Source organism: Paraburkholderia sp. RL17-368-BIF-A (assembly GCF_046054045.1).
GTDB lineage: Bacteria > Pseudomonadota > Gammaproteobacteria > Burkholderiales > Burkholderiaceae > Paraburkholderia > Paraburkholderia graminis.
Genome location: NZ_JARESN010000025.1, coordinates 46,296 through 72,094 on the forward strand (window position 1 = coordinate 46,296; position 25,799 = coordinate 72,094).

General features: G+C 63.0%; 29 protein-coding genes and 1 tRNA gene. 21 read left to right on the forward strand and 9 right to left on the reverse strand.

Annotated elements, in window-relative coordinates:
* The first annotated feature begins 32 nt into the window (after nucleotides 1-32).
* From kdsD to P0D87_RS29160, 11 genes are all read left to right on the forward strand, one after another.
* Nucleotides 33-1,016, forward strand: a complete 984-nt coding sequence (gene kdsD, locus P0D87_RS29110; RefSeq protein WP_053857481.1) for an arabinose 5-phosphate isomerase KdsD — start codon at nucleotides 33-35, stop codon at nucleotides 1,014-1,016.
* Complete coding sequence (locus P0D87_RS29115; RefSeq protein WP_006048022.1) at nucleotides 1,016-1,576, forward strand: KdsC family phosphatase; 561 nt, start codon at nucleotides 1,016-1,018, stop codon at nucleotides 1,574-1,576. The genes kdsD and P0D87_RS29115 overlap by 1 nt, the downstream gene beginning before the upstream one ends.
* Nucleotides 1,573-2,184, forward strand: a complete 612-nt coding sequence (gene lptC, locus P0D87_RS29120; RefSeq protein WP_006048023.1) for an LPS export ABC transporter periplasmic protein LptC — start codon at nucleotides 1,573-1,575, stop codon at nucleotides 2,182-2,184. Before P0D87_RS29115 ends, lptC begins: the two co-directional genes overlap by 4 nt.
* A 21-nt stretch (nucleotides 2,185-2,205) precedes the next feature.
* Nucleotides 2,206-2,877: a lipopolysaccharide transport periplasmic protein LptA gene (gene lptA, locus P0D87_RS29125; protein WP_053857480.1), complete on the forward strand. Its 672-nt coding sequence runs from the start codon at nucleotides 2,206-2,208 to the stop codon at nucleotides 2,875-2,877.
* On the forward strand, nucleotides 2,874-3,659 hold the full coding sequence (gene lptB, locus P0D87_RS29130) for an LPS export ABC transporter ATP-binding protein (protein WP_029969704.1): 786 nt from the start codon (nucleotides 2,874-2,876) through the stop codon (nucleotides 3,657-3,659). Before lptA ends, lptB begins: the two co-directional genes overlap by 4 nt.
* Nucleotides 3,660-3,833: 174 nt before the next feature.
* Nucleotides 3,834-5,345, forward strand: a complete 1,512-nt coding sequence (locus P0D87_RS29135; protein ID WP_006048026.1) for an RNA polymerase factor sigma-54 — start codon at nucleotides 3,834-3,836, stop codon at nucleotides 5,343-5,345.
* Between the two features lie 171 nt (nucleotides 5,346-5,516).
* Entirely contained in the window at nucleotides 5,517-5,873 is a 357-nt protein-coding gene (hpf, locus tag P0D87_RS29140; RefSeq protein ID WP_006048027.1) for a ribosome hibernation-promoting factor, HPF/YfiA family, read from the forward strand.
* A gap of 294 nt (nucleotides 5,874-6,167) precedes the next feature.
* Nucleotides 6,168-6,683, forward strand: a complete 516-nt coding sequence (locus P0D87_RS29145; RefSeq protein WP_006048028.1) for a PTS sugar transporter subunit IIA — start codon at nucleotides 6,168-6,170, stop codon at nucleotides 6,681-6,683.
* Nucleotides 6,684-6,822: 139 nt separating this feature from the next.
* Nucleotides 6,823-7,791, forward strand: coding sequence for an HPr(Ser) kinase/phosphatase (gene hprK / locus P0D87_RS29150; protein WP_006048029.1), 969 nt, complete (start codon nucleotides 6,823-6,825; stop codon nucleotides 7,789-7,791).
* 105 nt (nucleotides 7,792-7,896) lie between these two features.
* Nucleotides 7,897-8,790, forward strand: a complete 894-nt coding sequence (gene rapZ, locus P0D87_RS29155; RefSeq protein WP_006048030.1) for an RNase adapter RapZ — start codon at nucleotides 7,897-7,899, stop codon at nucleotides 8,788-8,790.
* Between the two features lie 39 nt (nucleotides 8,791-8,829).
* Entirely contained in the window at nucleotides 8,830-9,465 is a 636-nt protein-coding gene (locus tag P0D87_RS29160) for an LON peptidase substrate-binding domain-containing protein (protein ID WP_006048031.1), read from the forward strand.
* 30 nt (nucleotides 9,466-9,495) lie between these two features.
* Here the strand turns inward: P0D87_RS29160 and mutY are convergent, their stop codons facing one another.
* A complete protein-coding gene (mutY, locus tag P0D87_RS29165; protein ID WP_082366933.1) occupies nucleotides 9,496-10,644 on the reverse strand; it encodes an A/G-specific adenine glycosylase in 1,149 nt (382 codons plus the stop codon).
* A 6-nt stretch (nucleotides 10,645-10,650) separates the two neighbouring features.
* Entirely contained in the window at nucleotides 10,651-11,481 is an 831-nt protein-coding gene (gene mutM / locus P0D87_RS29170) for a bifunctional DNA-formamidopyrimidine glycosylase/DNA-(apurinic or apyrimidinic site) lyase (RefSeq protein ID WP_006048033.1), read from the reverse strand.
* An 87-nt stretch (nucleotides 11,482-11,568) separates the two neighbouring features.
* Here mutM and P0D87_RS29175 point away from each other — a divergent pair, with 87 nt between their 5' ends.
* The 8 genes from P0D87_RS29175 (at nucleotide 11,569) to hisC (ending at nucleotide 18,920) form a co-directional block, all read left to right on the forward strand.
* Nucleotides 11,569-13,410 (forward strand): tetratricopeptide repeat protein, encoded by a 1,842-nt coding sequence (locus P0D87_RS29175; RefSeq protein ID WP_006048034.1) that lies wholly within the window; start codon nucleotides 11,569-11,571, stop codon nucleotides 13,408-13,410.
* Nucleotides 13,410-14,042 (forward strand): lipoprotein insertase outer membrane protein LolB, encoded by a 633-nt coding sequence (gene lolB, locus P0D87_RS29180; RefSeq protein WP_053857479.1) that lies wholly within the window; start codon nucleotides 13,410-13,412, stop codon nucleotides 14,040-14,042. Before P0D87_RS29175 ends, lolB begins: the two co-directional genes overlap by 1 nt.
* Before the next feature lie 92 nt (nucleotides 14,043-14,134).
* Nucleotides 14,135-15,016, forward strand: coding sequence for a 4-(cytidine 5'-diphospho)-2-C-methyl-D-erythritol kinase (gene ispE, locus P0D87_RS29185; protein ID WP_053857478.1), 882 nt, complete (start codon nucleotides 14,135-14,137; stop codon nucleotides 15,014-15,016).
* A 52-nt stretch (nucleotides 15,017-15,068) separates the two neighbouring features.
* Nucleotides 15,069-15,145, forward strand: a tRNA-Gln gene (locus P0D87_RS29190).
* A 46-nt stretch (nucleotides 15,146-15,191) separates the two neighbouring features.
* A complete protein-coding gene (locus P0D87_RS29195; protein WP_006048037.1) occupies nucleotides 15,192-16,148 on the forward strand; it encodes a ribose-phosphate pyrophosphokinase in 957 nt (318 codons plus the stop codon).
* A gap of 163 nt (nucleotides 16,149-16,311) precedes the next feature.
* Nucleotides 16,312-16,929, forward strand: a complete 618-nt coding sequence (locus tag P0D87_RS29200; RefSeq protein WP_006048038.1) for a 50S ribosomal protein L25/general stress protein Ctc — start codon at nucleotides 16,312-16,314, stop codon at nucleotides 16,927-16,929.
* A gap of 150 nt (nucleotides 16,930-17,079) precedes the next feature.
* Nucleotides 17,080-17,682, forward strand: coding sequence for an aminoacyl-tRNA hydrolase (pth, locus tag P0D87_RS29205; RefSeq protein WP_053857477.1), 603 nt, complete (start codon nucleotides 17,080-17,082; stop codon nucleotides 17,680-17,682).
* 158 nt (nucleotides 17,683-17,840) lie between these two features.
* Nucleotides 17,841-18,920 (forward strand): histidinol-phosphate transaminase, encoded by a 1,080-nt coding sequence (gene hisC / locus P0D87_RS29210; RefSeq protein WP_053857476.1) that lies wholly within the window; start codon nucleotides 17,841-17,843, stop codon nucleotides 18,918-18,920.
* An 82-nt stretch (nucleotides 18,921-19,002) separates the two neighbouring features.
* Here the strand turns inward: hisC and P0D87_RS29215 are convergent, their stop codons facing one another.
* The 3 genes from P0D87_RS29215 to rsmD all read right to left on the reverse strand — a co-directional run bounded on the left by P0D87_RS29215 (nucleotide 19,003) and on the right by rsmD (nucleotide 20,566).
* On the reverse strand, nucleotides 19,003-19,260 hold the full coding sequence (locus tag P0D87_RS29215; RefSeq protein ID WP_013337947.1) for a YfhL family 4Fe-4S dicluster ferredoxin: 258 nt from the start codon (nucleotides 19,258-19,260) through the stop codon (nucleotides 19,003-19,005).
* A 63-nt stretch (nucleotides 19,261-19,323) separates the two neighbouring features.
* A complete protein-coding gene (coaD, locus tag P0D87_RS29220; RefSeq protein WP_006048042.1) occupies nucleotides 19,324-19,839 on the reverse strand; it encodes a pantetheine-phosphate adenylyltransferase in 516 nt (171 codons plus the stop codon).
* 112 nt (nucleotides 19,840-19,951) lie between these two features.
* Nucleotides 19,952-20,566 carry a 16S rRNA (guanine(966)-N(2))-methyltransferase RsmD gene (rsmD, locus tag P0D87_RS29225; RefSeq protein WP_053857475.1) on the reverse strand — a complete coding sequence of 205 codons (615 nt, stop codon included), beginning with the start codon at nucleotides 20,564-20,566 and terminating at the stop codon, nucleotides 19,952-19,954.
* 255 nt (nucleotides 20,567-20,821) lie between these two features.
* Between rsmD and ftsY the strand changes: the two genes are divergently transcribed.
* Nucleotides 20,822-22,009 carry a signal recognition particle-docking protein FtsY gene (ftsY, locus tag P0D87_RS29230; RefSeq protein WP_053857474.1) on the forward strand — a complete coding sequence of 396 codons (1,188 nt, stop codon included), beginning with the start codon at nucleotides 20,822-20,824 and terminating at the stop codon, nucleotides 22,007-22,009.
* 97 nt (nucleotides 22,010-22,106) lie between these two features.
* Here the strand turns inward: ftsY and maiA are convergent, their stop codons facing one another.
* Nucleotides 22,107-22,751, reverse strand: a complete 645-nt coding sequence (gene maiA / locus P0D87_RS29235) for a maleylacetoacetate isomerase (RefSeq protein ID WP_006048045.1) — start codon at nucleotides 22,749-22,751, stop codon at nucleotides 22,107-22,109.
* Nucleotides 22,752-22,777: 26 nt separating this feature from the next.
* Nucleotides 22,778-23,476 (reverse strand): fumarylacetoacetate hydrolase family protein, encoded by a 699-nt coding sequence (locus tag P0D87_RS29240; RefSeq protein ID WP_053857473.1) that lies wholly within the window; start codon nucleotides 23,474-23,476, stop codon nucleotides 22,778-22,780.
* Nucleotides 23,477-23,727: 251 nt separating this feature from the next.
* On the opposite strand from P0D87_RS29240, the gene ybiB reads away from it, so the two are divergent.
* Entirely contained in the window at nucleotides 23,728-24,699 is a 972-nt protein-coding gene (gene ybiB, locus P0D87_RS29245) for a DNA-binding protein YbiB (RefSeq protein WP_053857472.1), read from the forward strand.
* 2 nt (nucleotides 24,700-24,701) lie between these two features.
* Here the strand turns inward: ybiB and P0D87_RS29250 are convergent, their stop codons facing one another.
* Both P0D87_RS29250 and P0D87_RS29255 read right to left on the reverse strand, forming a co-directional pair.
* On the reverse strand, nucleotides 24,702-25,085 hold the full coding sequence (locus tag P0D87_RS29250; RefSeq protein ID WP_006048048.1) for a nuclear transport factor 2 family protein: 384 nt from the start codon (nucleotides 25,083-25,085) through the stop codon (nucleotides 24,702-24,704).
* A gap of 39 nt (nucleotides 25,086-25,124) precedes the next feature.
* Nucleotides 25,125-25,688, reverse strand: coding sequence for an acyloxyacyl hydrolase (locus tag P0D87_RS29255; RefSeq protein WP_053857471.1), 564 nt, complete (start codon nucleotides 25,686-25,688; stop codon nucleotides 25,125-25,127).
* Nucleotides 25,689-25,799 lie beyond the last annotated feature (111 nt).

Consider the following 25,799-nt stretch of genomic DNA (forward strand, 5'->3'; position numbering starts at 1 on the left):
CGGCGAACAGGCGCCTTTGCTATACTTCGCGAATGATAGCGAAAATCAATGGCGACCGGGCACTCGCGCTCGCTCGCGACGTGCTCGACATCGAAGCGGACGCCGTGCGCGCGCTTCGCGATCAGCTCGACGACGCGTTCGTCGGCGCGGTCGACTTCATCCTGAGTTGCCGTGGGCGCGTGGTGGTCTCGGGCATCGGCAAGTCGGGACATGTGGCGCGCAAGCTCGCGGCCACGCTCGCGAGCACGGGTACGCCGGCTTTCTTCGTGCATCCGGCAGAAGCAAGTCACGGCGATCTCGGCATGGTCACCGCCGACGACGTCTTCCTCGCGCTGTCCAATTCCGGTGAAACCGAAGAACTCGTGGCGATTCTGCCGCTCATCAAACGGATCGGCGCGAAGCTGATCGCGATGACCGGCCGGCCGTCGTCGAGTCTGGCGAAACTGGCCGACGTGCATCTGAATTCCGGCGTCGCGAAAGAAGCGTGTCCGATGAATCTTGCGCCCACCGCTAGCACCACCGCAGCGCTTGCGCTCGGCGACGCGCTCGCCGTCGCGGTGCTCGACGCGCGCGGTTTCGGCCGCGACGATTTCGCGCGCTCGCATCCGGGCGGCGCGCTCGGCCGCCGCCTGCTCACGTATGTCAGCGACGTCATGCGCACCGGCGACCAGGTGCCGAAGGTCACGCCTGAAGCCACCGTGCGCGACGCGCTGTTCCAGTTGACCGCGAAGCGCATGGGCATGACCGCGATTGTCGATCACGAAGACCGCGTAAAAGGCATTTTCACCGACGGCGATTTGCGCCGCGTGCTGGAGCGCGACGGCGATTTCCGCGCGCTGTCCATCGCCGCCGTCATGACCGCCGACCCGCGCACCATCGGTCCAGATCATCTCGCGGTCGAAGCCGTGGAACTGATGGAGCGCCATCGCATCAATCAGATGCTGGTCGTCGACGAAGCGGGCAAGCTGATCGGCGCGCTCAACATGCACGACCTGTTCTCGAAGAAGGTGATCTGATGGCCGTCGCGCCCCCTACCGCTACCGAACGCGCGAGCCGCGTGAAGCTGATGATTTTCGACGTCGACGGCGTGCTGACCGACGGCGGCCTGCTCTTCACGGCGGAAGGCGACACGATGAAAGCCTTCAATTCCATGGACGGCCACGGCATGAAGCTGCTGCGCCAGGCCGGCATTGAAACCGCGATCATCACCGGCCGCAAGTCGGGCATCGTCGCGGCACGCGCGAAGGAAATGCACATCACGCATGTGTATCAGGGCATCGACAACAAGCCGCAGGCATTCGCCGATCTGCTCGAAGCAACCGGCATGAGCGCCGACGAATGCGGCTACATGGGCGACGACTGGGTCGATCTCGGCGTGATGCTGAAGGTCGGCTTCGCGGCGGCGCCCGCCAATTCGCATCCTGAAGTGATCGCGCGGGCGCATTGGGTCAGCGAGGCGCGCGGCGGTCACGGCGCGGCACGCGAAGTCTGCGACACGCTACTGCGCGCCCAGCACAAGTACGAGGCGCTGCTCGCGGCCGCCTGTAGCGGCGAAACGCGAGGCCTCGTGGGATGAACAACCAGTTTCGCCTGACTTCGCTGATTCCGCTCGTCGCGATGGCCGCGCTCGCGGGCATCACGTGGTGGCTTTTGCAGGCCACGTTGCCGCGGCAAAACGAAGGCGTGGTGCGTCCCAAGGAACACACTCCGGACTACTTCGCCGACAACTTCTCGGTGTCCGAACTCGACCAGTCGGGCTCGACGCAATATCGCCTGACCGCGCAGTCGCTGATTCATTACGAAGACGACGAACTGAGCGATCTCGTGAAGCCCGCGATGCGCGCGTTCCAGCCCGGCAAGCCGGTTGTGACCGCGACCGGCGACACGGGCAAGGTGAACGGCGACGCGTCCATCGTCGATCTGTACGGCAACGCCCGCATTCTGCGCTCCGCGGGCTACGGCGATCCGCAGATGCAGGCCGATTCCGAGCATTTCCGCGTGCTCGTCAACGACGATGTGATCGAGACAGAAAAGCCGGTTAAACTTCAGCGCGGCGTGTCCGTGATGACTGCCAGCGGCATGAACTACAACAACGTCACCCGGGTGATGAAGCTCTTCGGCAACGTAAAAGGCGCGATCGCCGCGTCCGACGCCGGCGGCAGCTCGCCCAAGCAACCCGGGTAAATCCATTCCAGGCGTGACTGCATGAACGAATCGTTCCCCCGTTTTGATACCGGCCGCTCGCGCGCCGTGTCGGCGTGCCGCGCCGGACTCGCTGCGCTCCTCGTCGCCTTGCCGCTCGTCGGCTTCGCGCCGCTCGCGCACGCGGACCGCGCCGACAAGGACAAGCCGCTCAACATCGAAGCGGACAACATGACTTACGACGACCTGAAGCAGGTCAACATCTTCACCGGCCATGTGGTCGCCACCAAGGGCACGATCGTGATCAAGGCCGATCGCGTCGAAGTGACGCAAGACCCGCAGGGCTATCAGTACGCGACCGGCACGTCGAGCGGCGGCAATCTGTCGTATTTCCGCCAGAAGCGCGAAGGTCTCGACGAATACATCGAAGGCACGGCTATTCGTATCGACTACGACGGCAAGCAGGATCTGACCACGCTCACCACCAATGCGACCGTCAAGCGCCTGCAGGGTCTGTCCACCGTGATCGATCAGGTGCACGGCAGCGTCATCACGTATGACGGCCAGAAAGACTTCTATACCGCGAAGGCGGGCAAGGACGTCGCCGGCCCGGGCAATCCGAGCGGCCGCGTGCGCGCGATGCTGTCGCCGCGCAACGGCGGCGCCGCGCCGCTGAACGGCGCATCGGCCACGCTCGCGCCGTCCACCACGATTCAGGGAGCGCCGAATCAGTGAGCACCTCCGCGTCCCTACCCAATCGCAAGCCCGCAGGTACGAGTAGTTCGCTGGTCGTACGGAATCTGAAAAAGCGCTACGGTTCGCGCACGGTCGTCAAAGACGTTTCGCTCGATGTGAAAAGCGGCGAAGTGGTCGGCCTGCTCGGTCCGAACGGCGCGGGCAAGACGACGTCGTTCTATATGATCGTCGGCCTCGTGCCGCTCGATGCCGGCGAAATCGACCTGGACGGCAAATCGATCAGCCTCTTGCCGATTCACAAGCGCGCTTCGCTGGGGCTGTCGTATCTGCCGCAGGAAGCCTCGGTGTTCCGCAAGCTTTCCGTCGAGGAAAACATTCGCGCGGTGCTCGAACTGCAGCACGAGGACAACGGCAAGCGCCTGTCCAAAGACGCCATCACGAACCGCACCGAAGCGCTGCTAGACGAACTGCAAATCGCGCATTTGCGTGAAAATCCGGCGCTTTCGCTGTCGGGCGGCGAGCGCCGCCGCGTGGAAATCGCGCGGGCGCTCGCCACGAATCCGAGCTTTATTCTGCTCGACGAACCGTTCGCGGGCGTCGACCCGATCGCGGTGCTGGAAATCCAGAAGATCGTTAAATTTCTGAAGCAGCGCAATATTGGCGTGCTAATCACCGATCACAACGTGCGTGAAACGCTCGGCATCTGCGACCACGCTTACATCATCAGCGACGGCAGCGTGCTCGCCGCCGGCGCGCCAAGCGAAATCATCGAAAACGAAAGCGTGCGGCGCGTCTATCTGGGCGAGCATTTCCGCATGTAAAGGCGCAGGGAACCGGCGGCGCCGCGCGCGTTGTCGGCCCCTTGCGTTGTTTCCGGCTCGTTTTCGAGCTGGGCGGCTCGCGTCGGGCGCCGTCGAAAGCGGACGCATTGGTAATTGCGAATTCGCAAGGTATCGCGGTCGTGGCAAACTCTCTACAATGAATCTGAACTTGCCATGAAAGCCAGCCTCCAACTCCGCCTATCGCAGCATCTTGCGTTGACCCCGCAACTGCAGCAGTCCATCCGGCTGCTTCAGCTGTCCACGCTCGAACTGCAGCAGGAAGTGGCAACGGCGATCTCGCAGAATCCGCTCCTCGAGAACGAGGACGACTGGATCGCGAGCCCGCTGCGCGTGGCGTCCGACGGCTCTCTGATCACGCAGGCGCCCAGTTCGTCCGCGCCGCCCGAGCAGATGGGCGGCAATGGCTCGTCGTCCAGCAGCAGTGAGCGCTCGGAGAACGGCGAGCCGCAAGGCGTGGACGAATACAACGGCCTCTCGGGCGACGGCAACGGCGACGCGTCGCAATGGAATCTCGACGACTACGGCCGCTCCGGCAACGCCTCCGACGACGACGATTTGCCGCCGCTGCAAATTCACGAATCGAGTACTTCGCTGCGCGATCACCTGATGGCGCAACTGCGCGTCACGCAGGCCGGTCAGCGCGACCGCGCGCTCGTCACCTTCCTGATCGAGTCGCTCGACGACGACGGCTATCTTGCCGCCACGCTTGAAGAAGTGCTCGCCGACTTGCCCGAAGAACTCGAAGTCGACCTGGACGAAATGAATGCGGCGCTCGCGCTGCTGCACAGTTTCGACCCCGCGGGCGTCGGCGCGCGTTCCGCGTCCGAATGCCTGAAGCTGCAATTGTTGCGGCTCGAACCCTCGCCTACGCGGGCGCTTGCGCTCGACATCGTCAGCCATTATCTGGAACTGCTTGCAGCGCGCGATTTCACGCGTCTGCGCAAGCATCTGAAGGCAAACGACGACGATCTGCGCGACGCGCACATGCTGATCCGCTCTCTCGAACCGTTTCCCGGCGCAGCGTATGGCAAGGCCGAAGCGGACTACGTGGTGCCGGACATCATGGTGCGCAAAACCGCCCAGGGCTGGCAGGCCGAGCTCAATCCCGAAGTCGTGCCGAAGCTGCGCATCAACCACCTGTACGCCAACATTTTGCGCAATAACCGGGGCGATCCGGGCAGCGGTTCGTTGCGCCAGCAACTGCAGGAAGCGCGCTGGCTGATCAAGAATATCCAGCAGCGTTTCGAGACGATCCTGCGGGTCGCGCAAGCCATTGTCGAGCGTCAAAAGAGCTTTTTTGTGCACGGCGAAATTGCCATGCGCCCCTTGGTTTTGCGGGAAATTGCTGATACGCTGGGCCTACACGAGTCGACTGTCTCGCGTGTGACAACCGGTAAGTACATGCTCACCCCGTTCGGGACGCTCGAGTTCAAATACTTCTTCGGTTCGCATGTTTCGACAGATACGGGCGGCGCGGCGTCTTCAACCGCCATTCGCGCGCTCATCAAGCAACTGATAGGAGCGGAAAACGCAAAAACGCCTCTCTCAGACAGCCGCATAGCCGAACTGCTGGCGGAACAGGGCTTCGTGGTCGCACGGCGCACCGTGGCGAAATATCGCGAAGCGCTCAGAATCCCGGCAGTCAACCTGCGCAAGTCTCTGTAGCCCGTCGCCTTCCGTGGCGGGCATTTACCGGCCGCTCCGCAAGTTGGCGGACAGGCCGGCCGATGCGACCTGCCAGAAGTCAGTCACCGGGGGGCGACTCAGGCAAGCCGACAGATCGACCGGACCTACGTCATCGTGTGGACCAAGCGGCCACTAGCTTGGAGAAGCACTATGAATCTGCAGATCAGTGGACACCACCTCGAAGTTACGCCTGCGTTGCGCGAATACGTGATCTCCAAATTGGATAGGGTGCTAAGACATTTCGATCAGGTCATCGACGGCAGTGTGGTCCTCTCGGTCGACAACCACAAGGAAAAGGAAAAGCGGCAAAAGGTTGAAATCAACCTGCATCTGAAGGGCAAGGACATTTTTGTCGAGAGCTGTGACAGCGACCTTTACGCTGCGATCGATCTGATGATCGACAAGCTCGACCGGCAAGTGATACGCCACAAGGATCGCCTGCAAGGCCATCAGCACGAAGCGATCAAGTATCAACCGGCACCGCAACTGGACGTGCCGCCGCAGTAAGCGAATCCGCAAGCACTGCTTCAGTTCGCTCACCGAAACCGCCCGCAATCGGGCGGTTTTTTGTTGGGGCTTTGGTTGCGTTGTTCGTTGGGTTTTTCATTGCGTTTTTCGTTTGCACCCACGCCGACCAATCCGAAGAAAGAACCTATTGCGCATTGATGGCGCGCCGCACCATACGCTGCTACCCTGTTCTATAATGTTCCGGTTACCATCGGGGTCTAGCTCGCATGCAGGCGGTGTGCCGGAGTCCTGTGCTTTCGGACTCCAACGTACGTCGCCGTGAGCATCAAACGAATGGAACACCAATCAATCGCCCCAGCGAGGAGAACCCAGGCCACGTTTTCGCCTGTCAACATGAATCGTTTAGCCAAATTTCTTCCCCTCGAGAACGTCGTCGTCGGACTATCGGTCACCAGCAAAAAGCGCGTGTTCGAGCAAGCGGGCCTCATCTTCGAGAACCAGAACGGCATCGCCCGCAGCACGGTCACAGACAATCTGTTTGCGCGCGAGCGCCTCGGATCGACGGGGCTCGGCGAAGGCGTCGCGATTCCGCACGGCCGGATCAAAGGACTCAAGCAGCCGCTCGCCGCGTTTGTCCGCCTGGCCGAGGCCATTCCTTTCGAGTCGCCCGACGGTCAGCCGGTCTCTCTGCTCATCTTCCTGCTCGTGCCCGAACAGGCCACGCAGCAGCACCTCGAAATTCTTTCGGAAATCGCGCAACTGCTGTCCGACCGCGAGGCCCGCGAGCGCCTGCACACGGAAGAAGACCGCGAATCATTGCATCGTCTGCTCACTCAGTGGCAACCTTGATGCAGCGGCGGTCATCCGCACGCCGCCTATCCGCACGCCCAACCGCCCGCGTGCGGATATCGCCAGGCCCGGCTCACGGCGCGCGTTAGCGCGGCCCGCGCTGTGCCCGGCAAGCGGCCAACACTGGAGTCACTGACTCATGGATACGTCCAGCATCAACGCCCAGAGCATTTTCGACGATAACGCCGCCACGCTGAAACTGAGCTGGCTGACAGGGCATGAAGGCTGGGAACGCGGCTTTTCTTCGGAATCGGTCGCGAATGCCACGTCGAGCGCCGACCTCGTCGGTCACTTGAACCTGATCCATCCGAACCGGATTCAGGTGCTCGGCGACGCCGAAATCGACTATTACAAACGCCAGACCGACGAAGACCGCTCGCGCCACATGGCCGAGCTGATCGCGCTGGAACCGCCGTTCCTCGTGGTGGCAGGCGGCGTTGCCGCGCCGCCGGAACTGGTGCTGCGCTGCACGCGCTCGTCCACGCCGCTTTTCACCACGCCGATGTCGGCGGCCGCGGTAATCGACAGCCTGCGCCTTTACATGTCGCGCATTCTTGCGCCGCGCGCCACGTTGCACGGCGTGTTCATGGACATCCTCGGCATGGGCGTGCTGCTCACCGGCGATTCGGGCCTCGGCAAGAGCGAGCTTGGCCTCGAACTGATCAGCCGCGGCCACGGCCTCGTCGCTGACGACGCAGTGGATTTCGTGCGCCTCGGCCCGGACTTCGTCGAAGGGCGCTGCCCGCCGCTTTTGCAGAATCTGCTGGAAGTGCGCGGCCTGGGCCTGCTCGACATCAAGACGATTTTCGGCGAAACCGCCGTGCGCCGCAAAATGAAGCTGAAGCTCATCGTGCAACTGGTACGCCGTCCTGACGGCGAGTTCCAGCGGCTGCCGCTGGAAAGCCAAACCGTCGACGTGCTCGGCCTGCCAATCAGCAAGGTGACGATCCAGGTGGCGGCCGGCCGCAACCTCGCGGTGCTGGTCGAAGCGGCCGTGCGCAATACGATCCTGCAACTGCGCGGCATCGACACATTGCGCGATTTCATGGACCGCCAGCGTCTCGCCATGCAGGACCCGGATAGCCAGTTTCCCGGCAAACTGATTTAAGTCGGCGGGCATGTCGACCCGGTTGACGCCGCAGCCCGCGGCTGTCCGCGGGTACGCGCGAAAGGGCTCAGATGCTATGATGAAACGGACCGATTTCACGACTCCATGCGCATAATCCTCATCACCGGCATATCCGGCTCAGGCAAATCCGTCGCGCTAAACGCGCTCGAAGACGCAGGTTATTACTGCGTCGATAATCTGCCGCCGCGCTTTCTGCCCGAGCTCGCCTCTTACCTTGCCGAAGACGGACACGACCGCCTCGCGGTCGCGATCGACGCGCGTTCGAGCGCATCGCTCGACGACATGCCCGCCATGATCCGCGATCTGTCGCGCGCTCACGACGTGCGCGTGCTGTTCCTCAACGCGAGCACGCAGTCGCTGATTCAGCGCTTTTCCGAAACGCGCCGCCGCCATCCGCTGTCGGGCTCCACCGCGCATGATGCCGACGTCGGTTTGCTGACGTCGCTCGCCGAAGCGATCGAGCGCGAGCGTGAACTCGTCGCGGGCCTCGCCGAGTTCGGCCATCAGATCGACACGAGCAATCTGCGCGCGAACGTGCTGCGCCAATGGGTCAAGCGCTTTATCGAGCAGGAGCATGCGGGACTCGTGCTGATGTTCGAGTCGTTCGGCTTCAAACGCGGCGTGCCGCTCGACGCCGATCTGGTGTTCGACGTCCGCACGCTGCCGAACCCGTACTACGATCATGAATTGCGCCCGCTCACGGGCCTCGACAAACCGGTGATCGATTTTCTGGACGCGCTGCCGGTCGTGCATGAAATGATCGACGACATTGAGAAGTTTCTCGCTAAATGGCTCCCGCATTTCCGCGACGACAACCGTAGTTATCTGACAGTCGCGATTGGTTGCACGGGTGGCCAGCACCGCTCGGTGTTCATTGCCGAGACGCTCGCCGCGCGTCTCGCCAATGCAGCGAATGTAATCGTGCGGCACCGCGACGCACCGGTCGACGCCGGCGCGTCTTCGAAGTTAGTGGCTTAACCGGCCGCATCGCGCGGCCTCAACTCGAAGCGTTGCGCCATGTCCTCTACTTCCACTGTGCTCGCCGATGTGCCGCTGTTCCCGTTGCACACGGTTCTGTTTCCCGGCGGAATTCTGCCGCTGAAAATTTTCGAAGCGCGCTACCTCGACATGGCGCGCGACTGTCTGCGCGAAAAGACGCCGTTCGGCGTGTGTCTGCTGAAAAGCGGCGCCGAAGTCGCGCGGGAAAATGAGCCTTCGGTACCCGAATCAATTGGCTGTCTCGCCGAAATCGACGAATGCGACGTCGAAGCGTTCGGCATGCTGCTGATCCGCGCACGCGGCACGCGGCGCTTCCGGCTGCTGTCGCATCGCGTGGAAAGCAGCGGTTTGCTGGTCGGCATGGCCGAGCCGCTCGGGGAAGACGAGCCGCTCGAAGGCAATCAGCAGTTGGCAAAATTCGGCGCGTGCGCGGAGGTGCTCGAACGGATCATCGCGACAATCCGCGAGCGCGATCCGGAAAGCTTGCCGTTTGCCGAGCCGTTCCGACTCGAGGACCCGTCGTGGGTATCGAACCGTCTCGCCGAAGTACTGCCGATCGCGCTGCGCGCGCGCCAAAAACTGATGGAGATGCAGGACGCCGGCGCGCGCATCGAAGTGGTTCATCGCTATATGCAGCAGCATCAACTGCTCTAGCTATTACTGAAGACACGCCGACGCGATTCGTCAGATCAGCGAACCTTGCAGACCATCCAGCAGTTTCCGCACGGGCGCGGGCACGCCGAACGAATCGAGATCGCTTAATGCGACCCAGGCGGTGTCCGCATCGCCCAACGCGGCGAGCGCGCCGACGCCTCGCTCCAGTTCCGCGAGCCGCGGCTCAATGTCCAGCTTGAAGTGTGTGAAAACGTGCGTGAGCGGTGCAAGCGGCGCAAGCGATGAAACACCGGCGCCGCCGCCGAACTCGCGCGCACGAGTCGCGAGCGCGGCTTCGTCAGCCGCTTCCGGCAAGCTCCACAAACCGCCCCAGATACCCGAGGGCGGACGCTTTTCGAGCATCACCGCATTGCCGTCGCGCAGCACGAGCATCCACGTGCGGCGGGTCGGCACGGCTTTCTTCGGACGCGCCGTCGGCAGTTCACGCTGACGCCCCGTTACGTTAGCGACGCAATCGGCGGCGAACGGACAGCGCAAGCAGTCGGGCTTGCCGCGCACGCACAATGTGGCGCCGAGGTCCATCAACCCTTGCGTGTACGCGCTGACTTCGTCGTCCGATGCATTCGACGGCAATAGCGATTCCGCCAGCGTCCACATCGCATTCTCGACCTTCTTCTCGCCGGGAAAACCTTCGACGCCGAACACGCGCGCGAGCACGCGCTTCACGTTGCCGTCGAGAATCGTCGCGCGCGCGCCGAATGCAAACGACGCAATCGCCGCCGCCGTCGAGCGGCCGATGCCCGGCAATTCCGCGAGTTCGTCGACGGAAGCCGGAAACGCGCCGCCGTGCTGCTCGACCACCACCTGCGCGCAGCGGTGCAAATTGCGCGCGCGCGTGTAGTAGCCGAGGCCGGCCCACAAGGCCATCACGTCATCGACGGGCGCGGCGGCCAGTGCGGCGACATCCGGAAAACGCGCGAGAAATTTCGCGTAGTACGGAATCACCGTCGACACCTGCGTCTGCTGCAACATGATTTCCGACAGCCAGATCCGATACGCATCGCGCGTGTTCTGCCACGGCAGGTCATGGCGGCCATGCTTGCGCTGCCACGCGACCAGCCGCGAGGAAAAATCGGACGTGAGCGAAGAAGCGGATGCCGCGGGCGCGGCCGACGTGGGTGAACGCTCGGCGGAGCGCGGAGTTAAGCGGGAGGGCATTGAAATTTAGCGCTGGCAGGTGGGACAAAAGTAAGTGGAGCGCTGACCTTGCACGATCTGTCTGATCGGCGTGCCGCATACGCGGCATGGCTGCCCCGCGCGATCATAGACGAAGTAATCGAGCTGAAAATAGCCGCTTTCGCCGTTGCTGCCGACAAAATCGCGCAGCGTGCTGCCGCCTTTTTCGATCGCCGCGGCAAGCGTGACGCGCACGGCGTCGGCCAGCAGTCCATAGCGCACGAGCGAAACGCGGCCCGCTGCGGTCGTCGGCCGAATGCCCGCGCGAAAAAGGCTCTCCGATGCATAGATGTTTCCCACGCCGACCACGATTTCGCCCGCGAGCAGCGCCTGCTTCACCGAGACCTTGCGCCCGCGCGTGAGCCGGTGCATCAGCGCGCCGGAGAAGGCCGGCGAGAACGGCTCGACGCCGAGGCTCGCGAGCAGCGGATGCCCGAGCACGTCACCGGCTTCACGCGGATGCCATAGCACCGCGCCGAAGCGCCGCGGATCGCGAAAGCGCAAAATGAACTCGTCGAAGATCCAGTCGACGTGGTCGTGCTTCGCCGCGGCCGGCGGATGCGGCACGTGACGCAGCACGCGCAGCGTGCCGGTCATGCCAAGATGAACGATGAACCAACCTGCGTCGGTTTCGAACAGCAGATACTTGCCGCGCCGCTCGACGTTGCGCACCACGTGGCCGCGCAAAGTCTTCGCGAGATCCGCCGGAATCGGCCACCGCAGCGCGGGCGTGCGGACATCGACGCGCTCGACCTTGCGGCCGGACACATACGGTTCGATTCCTCGTCGGGTAACCTCTACTTCTGGCAACTCTGGCATGTCTGACTGGTCTGCAACTTGCGTGAGTGGTTGTGCGCGTATTGTAGCGAGCGCGTTACAATCGTCCGAAACATTGAACGGATTTCCATGAACTTGTCCTTCGTGAAGCTGTTTTTGAAGCGCCCGGCTAGCGCATTGCGTGTGCCGCAGGCAGTGTCCGCCCGGCGCGTGCTCGGTGCTGCCGCGCTCGCGCTGTGGGCGTTCGCCGCGGCGCCCGCGCACGCGCAGGACCCGTCGCCCGACTCGGACGATACCTCCGTCACGCTGAGCGATCCGCTCGGGCCGCCGTCGGCGGAAGAACAGAAATCGCTGCCGAGCGTGCAGCTGACGAGCCAGATCGTATTCCAGGTACTCGCCGCCGAAGTCGCGCTGCAACGCAATCAGCCGGCGCCCGCGTATCAGACGTACCTCGCGCTCGCGCGCGACACGCATGATCCGCGCATGGCGCAGCGAGCCACCGAAATCGCGCTGGCTGCGCAAAGTCCATCGGACGCACTGGCCGCCGCGCAATTGTGGCAGCAGTATGCGCCGAGTTCGGAGCGGGCCGCGCAGCTGGACGCGTCGCTGCTCGTGCTGTCGGGCAAGCCGGACGACGCGCAGCCGCTGCTCGAGCGCGAACTCGCGAAGGTGCCGGCGGACAATCGCGGCAACGCGATCCTCGCGCTGCAGTTGCTGCTCTCGCGCGGACCGAACCGGATCGGCGGCCTGCATGTGTTGCAGGAGATGTTGAAGAACGACATGAACCGGCCGGAAGCGCAACTGGCCGTCGCACGTCAGCAACTGGTCGCGAACGACGCACCCGGCGCACGTAAGTCGCTCGAACAGGCGCTGGCGCTCAAGCCCGACTATTTGCCGGCCGCGCTGACGCTTTCGCAAATGGGCCCGGAAGAGCGCAAGGAAGGCATCGCGTCGCTCGAGAAATACGTGCAGCAGAATCCGAAGTCGCATGACGCGCGTCTCGCGCTCGCGCAAATGTATCTGGCGAGCGACCGTCTGGACGACGCGCAGAAGCAGTTCGAGATCATGCACAAGGCGAACGCGAACGACCTGACGCCGCTCATGGCGCTCGCGCTCATCAGAATCCAGCAGAAGAGTTTCAACGACGCGCAGGCTTACCTCACGCAATACGCGCAGCAAGCCGAGAAAACGCCCGGCGCCGATCCTGGCCAGGCGTACATCTACCTTGCGCAGTTGTCGCTCGAACAGAAGAACGAAGCGGCTGCCGCCGACTGGCTCGACAAGATTTCGCCGTCCAGCCAGCAGTACTTGCCGGCGCAGATTACGCGCGCGCAACTGCTCGCCAAGCAGGGCAAGCCCGACGACGCGCGCCGGCAACTCGCCAGGCTGCGCCCCGCCGATCCGCGCGATCAGGCGGTGGTTGTGCGCACCGACGCCGCGATTCTGTTCGACGCGAAGCGCTATGGCGAAGCCGAAACGCGCCTGCAGGAAGCCACGGCGGCGTTCCCGGACGACCCCGATCTGACGTATGACTACGCGATGGCCGCCGAAAAGAACGGCCACTTCGACACGATGGAAGCGCAATTGCGCAAGCTGATCCAGACGCAGCCGGACAATCCGCAGGCGTATAACGCGCTCGGCTATTCGCTGGCCGATCGCAATCAGCGTCTCGCGGAAGCCGACAAGCTGGTCGAGAAGGCATCCTCGCTCGCGCCGAACGACGCCTTCATCATGGACAGCGTCGGCTGGGTCAAGTACCGCATGGGCGACACGACAGACGCGATCAAGGTGCTGCGCAAGGCTTACGACATTCAGCCGAACGCCGAAATCGGCGCGCACCTCGGCGAAGTGCTGTGGAAATCCGGCAATCAGGACCAGGCTCGCGCCGCTTTCCGCGAAGCGCGCAAGCTCGAACCGGACAACGAAACGCTCGTCAAAACGCTGCAACGTCTTCAGGTAAACGATCTTTGATGCGTCTTTCCCGTCTTGATACTCGCTCCCTTGCGCCGCGTCGCGCGGCGCTCGGGCTCGCGGCGGCAGCCGTCGTCGCACTCGCCGGCTGCGCGTCGGTGAAACCGCAAGGGCCGTCCACGTCGAATGCCGCGACCGCGGTGACCGCGCAAACCAGCCGCGCTTACCAGGGCCGCTTCGCCGTCCAGTACAACGATCAGAATGGCCAGCAGCGCAATGCGTACGGCAATTTCTCGTGGCAGGAAACCGGCGACACCGTCACGCTGCAGTTGCGCAATCCGTTTGGCCAGACGCTCGCAATCGTGACGTCGTCGCCGGCTTCGGCCACGCTCGAACTGCCGAACCGCCAGCCGCTCACCGCGGACAACGTGTCAACGCTGATGCAGAATGCGCTGGGCTTCGCGTTGCCCGTCGAAGGCTTGCGCTACTGGCTGCAGCCTTCGCCCGCGCCGACTTCGCGCGCGAAGACTGAAAAGGATCCGGAGCAACCGTCGCGCTTCAAGGAAATCACCCAGGACGGCTGGACGATCGACTATCTGGCCTACGCCGATGCGCCGGCCACCGGCGTGAAGCGTGTGAATCTGACGCGCTCGGAACCTCCGCTCGACATCAAGCTTGTGCTGGACCAGTAAGAACAACGGCGTGCCTTGCGCGCTGTTGTTTCGCATGCACTTGCCGCTTATTCGGCGCCTGTTTGGCGCATGTAGCCCCGTAGCCCCGACCCATGATCGAAACAACCCACTCGCTGCGCGATTGCCTCGCGCCAGCGAAGCTCAATCTCTTCCTGCACATCACCGGGCGCCGGCCGGACGGCTATCACACGCTGCAAACGGTCTTTCAGCTACTCGACTGGGGCGACACGCTGCATTTCACACTGCGTGACGACGGTCTCGTCACCCGCAGCACCGAAATCGCCGACGTGCCGCCGGAACACGACCTCACCGTGCGCGCAGCCAATCTGTTGAAAGCGCATACGGGCTCGCCGGAAGGCGTCGACATCGAGATCGAAAAGCGTCTGCCGATGGGCGCGGGGCTCGGCGGCGGCAGTTCCGACGCGGCGACCACGCTGCTCGCGCTAAACCGTCTGTGGAAGCTGAAGCTGCCGCGGCTCGAATTGCAGGCGCTGGCACTGAAACTCGGCGCCGACGTGCCGTTCTTCGTCTTCGGAAAAAATGCGTTCGCCCAGGGTGTTGGAGAAACGTTAGACGTTGTACAATTGCCGCCGCGTCATTTCCTGGTAGTGACGCCGAGGGTTCATGTGCCGACTGCAGCGATTTTCTCCGAAAAATCGTTGACAAGAGATTCAAAAGCCCTCACAATTACGGACTTTCCTGCAGAACTTAGCTGCAACACTGAATGGCCAGACAGTTTTGGCCGCAATGACATGCAGCCGGTTGTCGTAGGAAAGTACGCGGAAGTAGCGCAAGTGCTGCGATGGTTTGAAAATATCGCGCCGGCGCGGATGTCCGGATCTGGTGCAAGTGTCTTTGCAGCGTTCCGTAGCAAAGCTGAAGCAGAAGCGGCACAAGCCAAACTGCCGAGCGAATGGAACAGCGCAGTGGCCGCCAGTCTGGCGCAGCATCCACTCTTTGCTTTCGCGTCATAGGTTTTGCATCGTCGAACGAAACTCCACGTTCGGCGGGGCTCAAAGTTAGTGTAGGGGAGTCGCCAAGCTGGTTAAGGCACCGGATTTTGATTCCGGCATGCAAAGGTTCGAATCCTTTCTCCCCTGCCAAAAATTCTCGCATTTCCCCTCGCCCCCAGCCTGAAGCAGGTGCACGATGAGCAGCCATGACGGCCTGATGGTTTTTACTGGCAACGCAAATCCCGCGCTTGCACAGGAAGTCGTCAAAATCCTCGGTATTCCCCTCGGCAAAGCAATGGTGAGCCGTTTCTCGGACGGTGAAATCCAGGTCGAGATTCAGGAAAACGTGCGCGGCAAAGACGTCTTTGTTCTGCAGTCCACGTGCGCACCGGCGAACGACAACCTGATGGAACTGATGATCATGGTCGACGCGCTCAAGCGCGCATCGGCCGGCCGGATCACTGCAGCCATCCCCTACTTCGGTTATGCACGCCAGGATCGCCGCCCTCGTTCGGCGCGCGTCGCCATCTCGGCGAAGATCGTGGCGAACATGCTGGAAATCGCGGGCGTCGAGCGGATCATCACGATGGATCTGCACGCCGACCAGATTCAGGGCTTCTTCGACATCCCCGTCGACAACATCTACGCTACGCCCGTGCTGCTCGGCGATCTGCGCAAGCAGAACTACGAGAACCTGCTGGTCGTTTCGCCGGACGTCGGCGGCGTGGTGCGTGCCCGGGCATTGGCGAAGCAGCTCAACTGCGACCTCGCAATCATCGACAAACGCCGCCCGAAGGCGAACGTTGCCGAAGTGATGAACATCATCGGTGAAGTCGAAGGCCGGACCTGCGTGATCATGGACGACATGGTCGACACCGCCGGCACGCTTTGCAAGGCAGCACAGGTTTTGAAGGAACGTGGCGCGAAGCAGGTCTTCGCTTACGCCACGCACCCGGTTCTGTCGGGCGGCGCGGGCGAGCGTATCGCCGCTTCCGCGCTCGACGAACTGGTCGTCACGGACACGATCCCGCTCGGCGAAGAAGCCCGCTCGTGCGCGAAGATCCGTTCGCTGACGAGCGCCGGTCTGCTGGCCGAAACGTTCTCGCGCATCCGCCGCGGCGATTCGGTCATGTCGCTGTTCGCTGAAAGTTAAGTATTTGCGAAGGCGCGGCGTATTGCTACAAGGCAACGCCGCGCTTTTGCACAATCGGCGCGAACGAACGAAGGTTCATGCCGCAGCTCTGGGGCCTCAGCCATAACGGCTTGCGGGCCCCGTTTTTACTGCCTGGTCGCGGGCAGTGCATTGGAGATTCAAGATGAAAGTTGTCGCTTTCGAGCGTTCTTTGCAAGGTACGGGTGCGAGCCGCCGCCTGCGTAACTCGGGCAAGACCCCGGGCATCGTATATGGCGCTGGTGCTGAAACGCAATTGGTCGAACTGGACCACAACGCGCTGTGGCACGCGCTGAAGAAAGAAGTTTTCCACTCGTCGATTCTCGATCTGGAAGTCGGTGGCAAGTCGCAACAGGTTCTGCTGCGCGACGTGCAATACCATCCGTTCCGTCAGCTCGTGCTGCACGTGGACTTCCAGCGTGTCGACGCAACGAAGAAGCTGCACACCAAGGTGCCGCTGCACTTCATGAACCAGGAATCGAACCCGGCAGTCAAGCTGGCGAGCGCGGTGATCTCGCACGTCATCAATGAAATCGAAGTCGAGTGCCTGCCGTCGGCACTGCCCGAATTCATCGAAGTCGATCTGGCGAAGATCGAAGCGGGTCAATCGGTTCACGCGAAAGATATTCCGCTGCCGGCAGGCGTGTCGCTGGTTGCTCACGTCGACGCTGAAAACCCGGTCGTCGCTTCGGCAACGATCCCGGCTGGCGCAGTGTCGGAAAGCGACGCTGCTTCCGCTGAAGGTGAAACGCCGGCTGCTTAAGCGCCGTTCGCGCATTGAGCAAGCAATCCTCTCGATCCGTTTCAGTGAAACGGTCGACGTGACCCGCCGAGGTTCGCCCCGGCGGGTTTTTTTTCGGTTTTTTTCGGCTCGGCCGCGCGCTGCTTCCGGGCCAGATGGACCCACGCAATCATGATCAAGCTGATCGTCGGGCTCGGCAATCCGGGCGCCGAATACACCGCGACGCGCCACAACGCAGGTTTCTGGCTGGTCGATCAACTGGCGCGCGACGCAGGCACGACCCTGCGCGACGAGCGGCGCTTCCACGGTTTCTACGCGAAGGCACGGCTTCACGGCGAGGAAGTGCATCTGCTCGAGCCGCAGACTTATATGAACCGCTCGGGTCAGTCGGTCGTCGCGGTGGCGCAGTTCTTCAAGATTCTTCCCGACGAGATTCTCGTCGCGCACGACGAACTCGACATGCCGCCCGGCAGTGTCAAGCTGAAGCTCGGCGGCGGCAGCGGCGGTCATAATGGTTTGAAGGACATCACCGCACATCTGTCGTCGCAGCAGTATTGGCGGCTGCGCATCGGCATCGGCCATCCGCGGGATTTGATTCCTGAAAGCGCGCGCGCCGGCGCGAAGCCGGACGTCGCCAACTATGTGCTGAAACCGCCGCGCCGCGAGGAGCAGGACGCGATCGACGCGGCCATGGAGCGTGGGCTGGCAGTGATGCCGCAGATCATCAAAGGCGAGCTTGAACGCGCGATGATGCAACTGCATCGGAATTCGTAAGCGCAATTCGTAAGCGCTGTTGTTTTGCGCGGGACGGCCCCGCTGCGTTGCGTGCAACCGGCGCGTTCTGCCGGCCGTGCGCTTAACAACACAAGCTGATCATCGCATTGACTTAGAACCCGCCGCGCCAGATCGACCGCTTTGCATCGGAGAACCCTTTGAGCCGCTATTGGAGTGACATCGTTCACCGTCTGACGCCGTATGTGCCGGGCGAACAGCCCGCGCTCGCGCATCCGGTGAAGCTGAATACCAACGAGAATCCCTACCCGCCTTCGCCGCGCGTGCTCGAGGCAATCCGCGAGGAACTGGGCGATGCCGGCGAATCGTTGCGCCGCTACCCGGACCCGACCGCGCTCAAGCTGCGTGAAACCGTGGCTGCGTACCACGGCATCCGCGCCGATCAGGTTTTCGCCGGTAATGGCTCGGATGAGGTGCTCGCGCTCACCTTCCAGGCCTTGCTCAAGCACGACAAGCCGCTGCTGTTTCCTGACATCACGTACAGCTTTTATCCGACTTATGCGCGGCTTTTCGACGTTGACTATCGGACGATTCCGCTCGACGACGCCTTTGCGATTCACGTCGACGACTACATGATTCCGAACGGCGGCATCCTCTTTCCGAATCCGAACGCACCGACGGGACGTCCGCTGCCGCTTGCGGACATCGAGCGCTTGCTCGCAACGAACGCCGATTCGGTCACGGTGATCGACGAAGCGTATGTGGATTTCGGCGCGGAATCGGCGATCGGGTTGATCGACCGCTATCCGAACCTGCTCGTCGTGCAGACGGTGTCGAAGTCGCGCTCGCTGGCGGGCATGCGCGTCGGCTTTGCCTTCGGCAACGCGGAACTGATCGGCGCGCTCAATCGCGTGAAAGACAGCTTCAACTCGTATCCGCTGGACCGCCTCGCGCAAGTCGCGGCCCGCGCCGCGTATCAGGACGAAGCGTGGTTCCGCGACACGTGCGCCAAAGTGATCGCGAGCCGCGAACGGCTGGCTGCGGGCCTGACGGCGCTGGGTTTCGATGTCGTGCCGTCGGCAGCCAATCTGCTGTTCGCGCGCCACCCCGGATACGACGCGGCGGCGCTGGTGTCACGGCTTCGTGAGAAGGAAATTTTCGTGCGCCACTTCAAGGCGCCGAGAATCGATCAGCACCTGCGCATCTCGGTCGGAACCGACGCCGAGTGCGACGTGCTGCTCGACGCCTTGCGCGACATTTTCAGCGCCTACGTGAGCTAGTCAGCTAATCAGCTAGTCGGCGCGCAGCAAAAAAAACGGCGAGGCCCGCGCCTCGCCGTTTTCAATTCCATTGACCACAACTTCACGCGCTCTTTGCCGCCTGTAACGCGTGATACTTCGCCATCAGGCCCTCCGGCGTTTCCAGATGCTCGGGATCGCGCGGAATGCACTCGACGGGACACACCTGAATGCACTGCGGCTCGTCGAAATGGCCGACGCACTCCGTGCACTTTTTCGGGTCGATCACATAGATTTCCGGGCCCATCGAAATCGCGTCGTTCGGGCACTCGGGCTCGCACACGTCGCAATTGATGCACTCGTCGGTAATCATCAAGGCCATACTTCTCTCACTTCATGCCGGCCGCAGCCAGCTTCGTTCCGTCAAACCGATAGTTTACGCCGGTTACGGCTGCGCCGCCGAAGCGCCGTTGTCCGCGTCCAATGCCGCGACCTTTTCCTTCAGCCATTTTTCGACCGACGGGAACACAAACTTGCTGACGTCGCCGCCCAGTTGCGCGATCTCGCGGACAATAGTGCCCGAGATGAACTGGTACTGATCGGACGGCGTCATGAACATGGTCTCCACGTCCGGCAACAGATAGCGGTTCATGCCGGCCATCTGGAACTCGTATTCGAAGTCCGACACGGCGCGCAGCCCGCGCACGATCACCCGTGCGTTATTGGTCCGCACGAAGTCCTTCAGCAGCCCCTTGAAGCTCATGACCTGCACGTTCGGATAATGGCCGAGCACCTCATGAGCGATGTCGAGACGCTCTTTCAGCGTGAAAAACGGCTTCTTGTTGCGGCTGTCGGCAACGCCGACCACCAGCGTGTCGAAGATGCTCGACGCGCGCCGAACGAGGTCTTCGTGACCGCGTGTGAGCGGATCGAACGTGCCCGGATACACGGCGACTACCATGAGATTTCTCCTCTCTTCAGACAGATGGGCACGTCAAAGCGTCCACGCGACGCATTTGGCACCGGCCGCGCGCGTGACGTGAAATCGTCCGGCGCTTGTTATGGAAGGCGCATTATTCCTCATTTTCGCGCTGCAGCAAATGGAAGTGGACAGCGCCGGCTTTCCCTTCCCGCACGATTTTCCACCCGGCCAGCGCTTCGTTTGCGTCGACGTCCAGAGCCGCGCCAGCCTCCACATACAGAAACCCGTCTTCGCTGACGAGCGGCGCGGCCAGCGCCAGCGCTTTGTCCAGCAGATCGTCGCCGAAAGGCGGGTCGAGAAACACCACGTCGAACGAAGCGGGCGGCAGGCTTGCAGCAAGCCGCAAGCCGTCGGCCTCGGCAATTTCGATCGTGCGCGCGGCGAGGCGCTCCTGATTCGCCCGCAACTGGGCGGCGGCTCGCGCGTTGCGCTCGACCATCAGCACCCGCGCGGCGCCGCGCGACGCTGCCTCGAAACCGAGCGCGCCGCTGCCCGCGAACAGATCGAGACAGCGCTCGCCGTCAAGACGTTGCCCGAGCCAGTTGAACAGCGTCTCGCGGACGCGGTCCGGCGTCGGCCGCAGACCGTCGAGATCGAGCACCGGCAGCGGCGTGCGTTTCCAGTCGCCGCCGATAATCCGGATCGCGTGCGGCTTGCCGCTTTTGGACGAAGCGCCGTGGGCGCGTGAAGGAGCAGAACGGGGCATGCAGTTTCGATTACGTTTGTGGAAAGCGTCCGCCACATCGACGCGAAGCGCCACGCGAGCGGACTGGAGCGCCAACGTTACCACAGGGGCGCCGCGCGTCCACCCTGGCCATTCGGCCGATACGACGCACGACGGCGCGCCTGATAAAATGTGCGGCTTCCAGCGCCCTGCATCCCGCATTGCAACGCTGCCTGCCGCTCCCGCCGGCGCTGTGCCGGCTGCGCGCTTCGGCGCGCGCTCTCACCACGCCAGATCATGTTCAGCTTTTTCAAACGATTCAAGGGTTCGAAAGAGTCCGAAAACGCGCCAGACGAGTCGCAAGCCGCGCCTGACGATCTTCTCGACGAGCCGCCTGCGGTAGAAGCACCGGCCGCGCCGCGTGCCAATGCCGATGCCCGTGCCAATGCGCCCGGCAGCATCGCCACACCGCCCGCAGCCGCTGAGCCGCAATTTGCGCCGCAAGCCCAGCCTGAAACCGATATCGAAGAAGCGTCGCTCGAAACGGTAGAGATCGTGCCGCCGCCGGTTCCGGACGAGAGCGCGAAACGCTCATGGCTGACTCGCCTGAAGACCGGCTTGTCGAAAACGAGTTCGAGCATCACCGGCATTTTCGTCGGCGCAAAGATCGACGAAGATCTTTACGAAGAGCTCGAAACCGCGCTGCTGATGTCGGACGCAGGCGTCGACGCCACCGAATTCCTGCTCGAAGCGCTGCGCGAGAAAGTGCGCGCCGAGCGTCTCACGGAGCCGCAGCAGGTCAAGGCCGCCCTGCGCACGCTGCTCGTCGACCTTCTGAAGCCGCTCGAAAAATCGCTGATGCTCGGGCGCGCCAAGCCGCTCGTCATGATGATCGCCGGCGTCAACGGCGCGGGCAAAACGACCAGCATCGGCAAGCTCGCCAAGCATCTGCAGAGCTTCGACCAGTCGGTGCTGCTGGCCGCCGGCGACACGTTCCGCGCGGCCGCGCGCGAGCAGTTGGCCATCTGGGGCCAGCGCAATAACGTGACCGTGGTCGCGCAGGAAAGCGGCGACCCGGCCGCCGTGATTTTCGACGCAGTCGGCGCCGCGCGGGCGCGCAAGATCGACGTGATGATGGCCGACACGGCCGGCCGTCTGCCGACCCAACTGCATCTGATGGAAGAGCTGCGCAAGGTCAAGCGCGTGATTGGCAAGGCGCAGGACGGCGCGCCGCACGAGGTGCTGCTCGTGATCGATGCCAATACCGGGCAGAACGCGCTCGCACAGGTCAAGGCTTTCGACGACGCGCTCGGCCTCACCGGTCTCATCGTCACCAAGCTCGACGGCACGGCGAAGGGCGGCATTCTCGCGGCAATCGCGCGGCAAAGGCCGATTCCGGTTTACTTCATCGGCGTCGGCGAGAAGGTCGAGGATTTGCAGCCCTTCAGCGCCGAGGAGTTTTCGGACGCGTTGCTCGGCGGCTGAACGCCAGCACAGGCAGACGAAGGGAACCGAAGGGAAACGAAGCCAAACGAAAAAGGGCACTCCGCGGAGTGCCCTTTTCGCATTCACCGTAGCAAGCCTATTCAGCGTCCGGCTGCGCGCCCGGCGCCGCACGCGCGAACGCATCGATTTGCATCGCGTGATCGTAGATGCGCTGGATCGTCGGAAATTTCGCCGTATCGACCTTGAAGCGCTGAGCGTTGAAGACCTGCGGAATCAGGCAGGCGTCGGCGAGCGTCGGCACGTCGCCGAAGCAGAGCTTGCCAGTGCGTGCGTCGCTCGCGAGGTGCGTCTCGAGCGCCGCAAAGCCGGCTTCCACCCAATGCCGATACCACGCGTCTTTGGCATCGTCGTCGACACAAAGCGTGTGTTTCAGATACCTGAGCACCCGCAGATTGTTCAGCGGATGAATTTCGCACGCCACCTGCAACGCCACCGAACGCACATACGCGCGATCGAGCGGCGCCTTGGGCAGAAGCGGCGGCTCCGGATGCGTTTCCTCCAGATACTCGATGATCGCGAGCGACTGCGGCATGACCTCGTGGCCGTCCACCAGAGTCGGCACGATGCCGTCGGCGTTCAGCTTGCGGTACTCGGGCTTCAACTGCTCGCCGCCGTCCCGCACCAGATGCACGGGCGCATACTCGTACGGCAGGTTCTTCACGTTGAGCGCGATGCGCACGCGATACGACGCCGAACTGCGGAAATAGCTGTAGAGCTTCATGTTGTTGTCTCCTCCCCATCCCCGCGTCAAACGACGCGCACGCTCAACTCGCCGAGCCGGTCCACGCCGCCTTTCATCAGATCGCCCGGCACGACCGCGCCGACACCTTCCGGCGTGCCCGTGAAGATGAGATCGCCGGGTTGCAGCTCGAAAAGCGTCGACAGATAAGCGATAGTTTCGCCCACCGACCAGATGAGCTGCGACACGTCAGAACGCTGCTTGTCCTCACCGTTGACGGACAACCAGATCGCGCCTTCTCCGACGTGGCCGACCGTCGAAACCGGATGGATCGGCCCAAGCGGCGCCGAGTGATCGAAGCCCTTTGCGGTGTCCCACGGACGCCCGAGCTTCTTCGCCTCGGCCTGCAGATCGCGGCGCGTCATATCGAGGCCGAGCGCGTAGCCGTAGACGTGATCCAGCGCGCGGTCGGCCGGAATGTCCTTGCCGCCTTTGCCGATCGCCGCGACCAGTTCCATTTCGAAGTGCACGTTTTTCGACTGCGACGGATATGGGAATTCGCCCGTCTCGCCCGGCGGCACATACAGAACGGCATCCGCGGGCTTGGCGAAGAAAAACGGCGGTTCGCGATCCGGATCGTGTCCCATCTCACGGGCATGCGCCTCGTAATTGCGGCCGACGCAGTAAATGCGACGCACAGGGAACTGCTCGCTAGACCCGACAACCGGCACTGCAACTACCGGTGCCGGTGCAAATACGTAACTCATCCGGTTCTCCGTTGTTTGATAGACACGAGCCGCGGCGCGGCGATAGACAGACAAACAGACAGCCAGTTTAACGCGCGGCAACAGGAGGCGCGCGTCAGTCCGGCAGCCGTTCGCGACAGCGCCGCGCCATTGCCACGCCGTTGCCAGGATCTCGCCGCAGCGCCATAGATGCGATACTCACACCAGACAACGTCCCTTGAATACCGTGGCGGCCGGCTCAAAATCGGCGCGCCAGCAAGTCCATTGCCCTCATGACAGACTCCGCCGACACCGCCAACCCGTTCCCGTGCGCCCGCTTCATCAAGGAGATCGGCCGCGGGCCGAACGGCGCCCGCGCGCTCACCGCCGACGACACCCGCGCGCTCTACACCGCCCTGCTCGACGGCCGCGTCGGCGAACTCGAGCTCGGCGCGATCCTGCTCGCCTACCGCGTGAAAGGCGAAACCGCCGACGAACTCGCCGCGATGCTCGCCGGCGCTCATGCGTCGTTCGAGCCGGTTCATCTGCCGCCGGGCGAGTTCAGCCCGGTGTCGATCCCGAGCTACAACGGCGCGCGCAAGCAGCCGAATCTCGTGCCGCTCCTCGCACTGCTGCTCGCGCGCGAGGGCGTGCCGGTTCTCGTGCACGGCGTCACCGACGATCCCGGCCGCGTGACGAGCGCCGAAATTTTCACGCATCTGCGGATTCCGCACGCAAGCTCGCACGACGATATCGAAGACGGCCTCGCCGAGCGGCGCGTGGCCTTTGCGTCCATCGATGTTCTCGCGCCGAAGCTCGCGCATCTGCTCGCGCTGCGTCGGCGCATGGGCGTGCGCAACTCGACGCACACGCTGGTGAAAATTCTCCAGCCGTTCGCGCCCGCCGGTTTGCGGCTCGTGAACTACACGCATCCGCCGTATCGGGACAGCCTGACGGAACTCTTCAGCGCGCATCCCGAGGCGGCGCAGGGCGGCGCGCTGCTCGCGCGCGGCACCGAAGGTGAAGCGGTGGCCGACACGCGGCGTCAGGTGCAGATCGACTGGCTGCACGACGGCATGTGCGAGACGCGCGTGCCGCATGAGCGCTCGTCGCGCGACGCGCCGGAGGTCGAATTACCCGAAGCGCGCGACGCCGCGACGACCGCCGCGTGGATCAGCGCCGTGCTGCGCGGCGAGGCGCCGGTGCCCGGCGCGATCGAGCGGCAAGTCGAACTGATCGTGGATGTCGCCAGAACGCCGGCATAAGCTCACTCGATTGCGCAGCGCGTTGCCTGCCACGCAATGAGGCGCCACTGGCCCTCTTCCTGCGTGTGGATCGCCGTGTAGGCAATGGGGAAAAGCAGCGCGCCGTTATTCGCTTCCATCTCGATCAGCGCGCGGCCCGTCACGACGCAGGTTTCCCGCCCGACCGGCAGCACGTCCTGCGTCTGCACTTCGATCTGCCGGTAGCGGCGGCGCCCGCCCGTAATGCCGTCGATGAACTGCTGCTTCGTTTCGCGCTTGCCGTTCGTGTGGACGTAGCTCAGGTTGTCGGCGAGCAGCGCGTCGAGCGACTGCCCGTCGCCGTCGACCATTGCGCGAAAGCGTTCCCGCTCCAGCCCGCGAATCGCCTCGATTGTCTTTGCCGCCATTGCTCAGCCCCTTGTACCGGTGAGCCGTAGCGGCCACGGTCAGAAGTTATATTGCAGATATAGCTGGTGGAAATTTATACCAGGATTCGGCTCTTTGATACCGCCGTTCGACACATGCTGGAAGCGGTAGCCGGCCTGGTACTGCTGACGGCCGCCGAATTGCACGCCGACGCCGGCCATATCGGCGAACTGGAACGCCGTGGAAAGCGTGAAGGTCGAAGAGATTCTCGGGCTCGTGAGGAGCCGCACGCCCGCGCCGGCCTCGACGAAAGGCCGGATCGTTCCCGATCCTTTGATGAAGCGAATGATAGGCGTCACACCGATTTCGCCGATGTTCTCGTGCACATTGCCTTCGTTCGTATGCCACCAGGCCACGTGCGCCTCGCCGATCAGCGCGAAATGCCAGTCGCCGATCTGCCACCACGTGAGATTCGGGTCCCACACAAAGCCGAGATCCAGCTTCTTGACATGGTGATCGCCGAGGCCGCCGGCGACCTGGATTCCGAACTGATCCGCCGCGGCGACGCCTGAAAGGCCAAACAGCAGGGCCGCGCAGACGCTTTTTAGAGCCAGTCCACGCACGACATTCTTTTTGTTGTTCATCTGACACCCGAGCTCAACAGGTTGAACGATCTGTAACAGTCTTGCTTATTCTAAAGAGAATCCGAAGTCGGCGGATCATCTTAAGAAACTTAAATTTTCGCAATTACTGAC